The organism is Bacteroidia bacterium, assembly GCA_026932145.1.
Lineage (GTDB): Bacteria > Bacteroidota > Bacteroidia > J057 > JAIXKT01 > JAIXKT01.
Genome location: JAIXKT010000020.1, coordinates 19,919 through 23,645, shown reverse-complemented (window position 1 = coordinate 23,645; position 3,727 = coordinate 19,919). Strand labels below are relative to the sequence as shown.

Genomic DNA, 3,727 nt, shown 5'->3' with positions numbered 1-3,727 from the left:
GCAAAACACGAAGAACAAAACTACGCCGCAGGCGTAATGTCGCTCAACGGTTTAGCAGCTTGGCGAAGTGGCGGAAATCGAAGCACTAATGTTCAGTTTTGCACTAAGGTTCAATCGAAGAACTACCGTTGAATTTAGCACTAACCCCGCCATTTTGCCAAACTGCTTGTTAGTGCCAGTGCTTCTGCCTTGCGTGTCAGTCCGTGATTAGGGTTTTTTTAACTATTAATATTTTATTGCCCTGCATTAGCCGAACGAAATAAAGTCCTGTAGCAAGATTGTCACGATTAAGAATTACTGTATGTCCGCTGATATTTTTTATTTGCGAAACGGTTTGCCCGAAAATGTTTTCTATTGTAAGAGTTGCGTTTTGTAAGTTTTTGTTTGTTTGCAAAATTGTCTGCGAAGAAAACGGATTTGGGTAAATAGAAAATGTTTGGTTTTCATTTTCTTCTGTTATCCCTGTATTGTTGTTGATGGTAATCAATATTGGTGTTGAACTAAGAGTAAGATTCAAATTACCTCCTGAAATACTTGCTGTGTTTGTCTGAAAAACAGGATTGTTGTTTACCAATGCTGGCCACTCATCTGTCAGGGAACCGATGGTCTGAATACTTGTGTTGCAAACTGTATTTTTTATCTGAGCAGAATTTCCTGTTAAGCCGGTCAAGGTGTAATTACTGCCATTGACATTCCATGCAACATATTTTTCCTGACCTCCGATTATAAATTTGATCACATAATTTCCATTTCCCGTTAAAGAATCGCCCTCGGAAATCATTTGAACACTTGTAAAATTGACCAGTTCATTATATAATAGTTGCAAACTATACCAACTGGGTTTTTGAGAGATAAGTCCGTTTGGTTCATGATAAACAGACCCGTATCCCTGAAAATTTCCATTGTTGCCAAAACCATCAATATGTGAGAACCAATTGCTCTGAACCGCACCCGATGCAACTGCCAGACACATGCGTGTAAATATTTCATTGGCTTGTTGTTTCGTTCCTACACCTGCCAATGGCCATGTATTTGAATAATCACTTGAGATGCCGTTCTCGCCTACCATGATAAATTTATTGCCGCAACCATGTTGATTAAGGATTGACTGAATTTTTCTGATAAAAACAGGAATCCTATACCAGTCAATATACATATGACAATCAACGATGTCAAAATATTGTCCGGGGTTGTTGCCAAGTGCAATTAGCACACTGTCAAGCCATACAATGTTTGAATCATTTGTGTTCCACTCGTCTTCAGGACTACCGAGTCCTGATAAAACGATTTTAGAGCCAGGGTCAGTAGAATATATTGTTGGCGATGTTTCCTGTACAAGATTAGCATATTGATATGGTTGAAATACACGTGCCATCCATCCGTGAGATTGTTCATTTCCTATTTCCCAAAAGTCAATATAGTTTTTGTAGTGACTAACCACTTTTAATACATAGTCCTGTCTGTAGGAAGCGGAATCGTATAGATGTGATGTATCCCATGGTGCGAATCGCAAATCCGAAGTAGCCCCTCTACTATAAAATAATTCTGCAAAAAAATTTGTAACAGGGTTTATGATAATCAATGAATCTGCTTTTAAAAAATGAAAACTATTATTTGGGGTTTCCATGTAGTCCCATGTTAACCCGTGATTTTCCATTTGTCTGACAATTGGAACATTTAGAGAATCTAAATTTTTTTTTATCCACGAAGTTTGTATAATAGGAATATTACCCGGATTATGGGTGAGGTCAAAATATTTCAAACCAGTGAGCCCAAAACCTGGAAGTTGTTGCCCATAAAGGTTGATGGTTACTATTAATATCGGGAAGAATAAATATTTTTTCATGTCTTTGAGGTTTATTTTTATTTGATGCTGTCTGTTTGCAAAGGTTTAAATTGTCTTTAGCATTGGCACTAACGCAGCGCTTGACGAAGTTCCGAGAAAAAAAAGAGAAGACCAAAATTTATTTTGGTATTCCGGTGTTTTTTTTCTTGGGATCTAATTTTGTCAAGTGTTTTGTTGGGCGACGTTAGCCGGAACGGCGAGCGGTGCGAGCCGCAGCCGGCGCAAAGCCCAGGCGTATCTTAGACAAAATTAGGTCAAGCGCTGCGTTGAGCGACATTTGTTTTGGATGGGAGTGTTTGCGCAGCAAAACACAAAGAACAAAACTACGCCGCAGGCGTAATGTCGCTCAACGTTTTGGCGCTTGGCGAAGAAGCGGATTTCGAAGCACTAAACTTTCTGCCAGCACCGAATTTGATACGAAGCAGAAAGCTTCATTTAAGCACTGAAGCCGCTTTTTTGCCAAACGCCTGTTATAGCCAGTACTTCTTGTCATACTACATTCAAAAAGTCTTGGAACATTTCAGAAAATTCAAATCTAATTGTTCCGTTATCGTCATATTGTTCAACTTCTCTAATTTGGTCCGCTGTCATTCTTGTCCAAAACTTTTCAAGAATTAACTCCTTTTTTGTTGATTTCTCATTTGCTATTAGAACCTTTGCATCACAAGTGTCAGTTAGTGTAAAAACGCTCCCTGCTGGCAATTGAAGACAATCCAAATGAATATAATTTTCTGGTTCTCTTTTCTTCGTCAAATAAGCTTTTATACCATTCTGAACTAGGTCAGAAATCGTGTCAATATTTTTTTGCTCTTCATTGGTTCCCTTATCCGAATCAAGTAAAACGCAATAAGGTATTTGGAATTGGTCAACTAATTTTAAAGTCTGCCAATGTTTCAAATTACCACAACCACCGATAGGCACAAGTGCTATTCTCTTCTCTTGAAATGTATGAGTCAAATGCCCTGCGTTTTTGAGTTGGATAACAGTGTGATTGAAAAACGCTACATCACTTTTTCCTTCAATTAAAATTATTGCTGTCGCATTTTTTGGAATAGGGTCGGCTAAAACACCAAGTGTTTGTGCGACTTTTTCAAAAACTTCATCAGTTCCGAGTTCGATATTTCTGTCGTCTACAGTTTTTTCAATAAACCTCAAACTTTCTAATGGTAATAGTCCAGCTAGAGCAGGAGTGTGTGTTGTTAAAATAATTTGAGAATTGCCTGTATTTGCTAATTCAATAAATGCTTGAATTAACATTTCCTGATGGTCTGGATGTTGAGATGTTTCAGGTTCTTCAAAAGCAAAAATTATTTGATTCCCTTGATGCTGGTTTCTTAATCTCTCTGCTTCTGCTCGGAAAAAATTTAGTAACTGATGTTACGCAATATTAAGTAGTATTTTTAAGACTTGGTGTTAATAAATGCTGTAATTCTTCCTTTGCTTTTCGTAGTGCTACTATGTTCAAATAATTTTTCAGTGCAAAATGACTTTTGTTTTTTCTTACTTTCAGTAATTCAAACCGATTAAACGCTGTCAGCGAAGCAATGAAATGACTTTTTTGTGTTGTTATTGTGCGTGTAGGTGATTTGGCAAACGAAGCATTGCTCTTGATGGATTTGTGATACTCTTCTACTTTCCATCGTTTGTGATAGATTGCAGTGATTTGCTCGTATGACAAATTTAAGTCGTTAGAAGCCAGATAGAGCGCAGCAGTATCATTCTCGTTTGTGAAAATTTGGCATGCAATGAGAATTGGGAAATCCAACTGCTCAACCCACACCACCGCAGTGCGCCCTTCCGGCTTCAGGGACTTAATACTTGTGTAACGACCGTTTTGCTTATCATCCAGTGTCAAGGCAACTTTCCGATTTGACTTGAGAG

General features: G+C 38.0%; 3 protein-coding genes. All 3 read right to left on the bottom strand.

Annotated elements, in window-relative coordinates:
- Nucleotides 1-196 precede the first annotated feature (196 nt).
- Complete coding sequence (locus tag LC115_05570; protein ID MCZ2356147.1) at nt 197-1,846, bottom strand: T9SS type A sorting domain-containing protein; 1,650 nt, start codon at nt 1,844-1,846, stop codon at nt 197-199.
- Nucleotides 1,847-2,335: 489 nt separating this feature from the next.
- Nucleotides 2,336-3,157 carry an AAA family ATPase gene (locus LC115_05565; GenBank protein ID MCZ2356146.1) on the bottom strand — a complete coding sequence of 274 codons (822 nt, stop codon included), beginning with the start codon at nt 3,155-3,157 and terminating at the stop codon, nt 2,336-2,338.
- A 76-nt stretch (nt 3,158-3,233) separates the two neighbouring features.
- Nucleotides 3,234-3,727 (bottom strand): transposase (locus LC115_05560; protein ID MCZ2356145.1); only part of this gene is annotated, 494 nt, incomplete at its 5' end.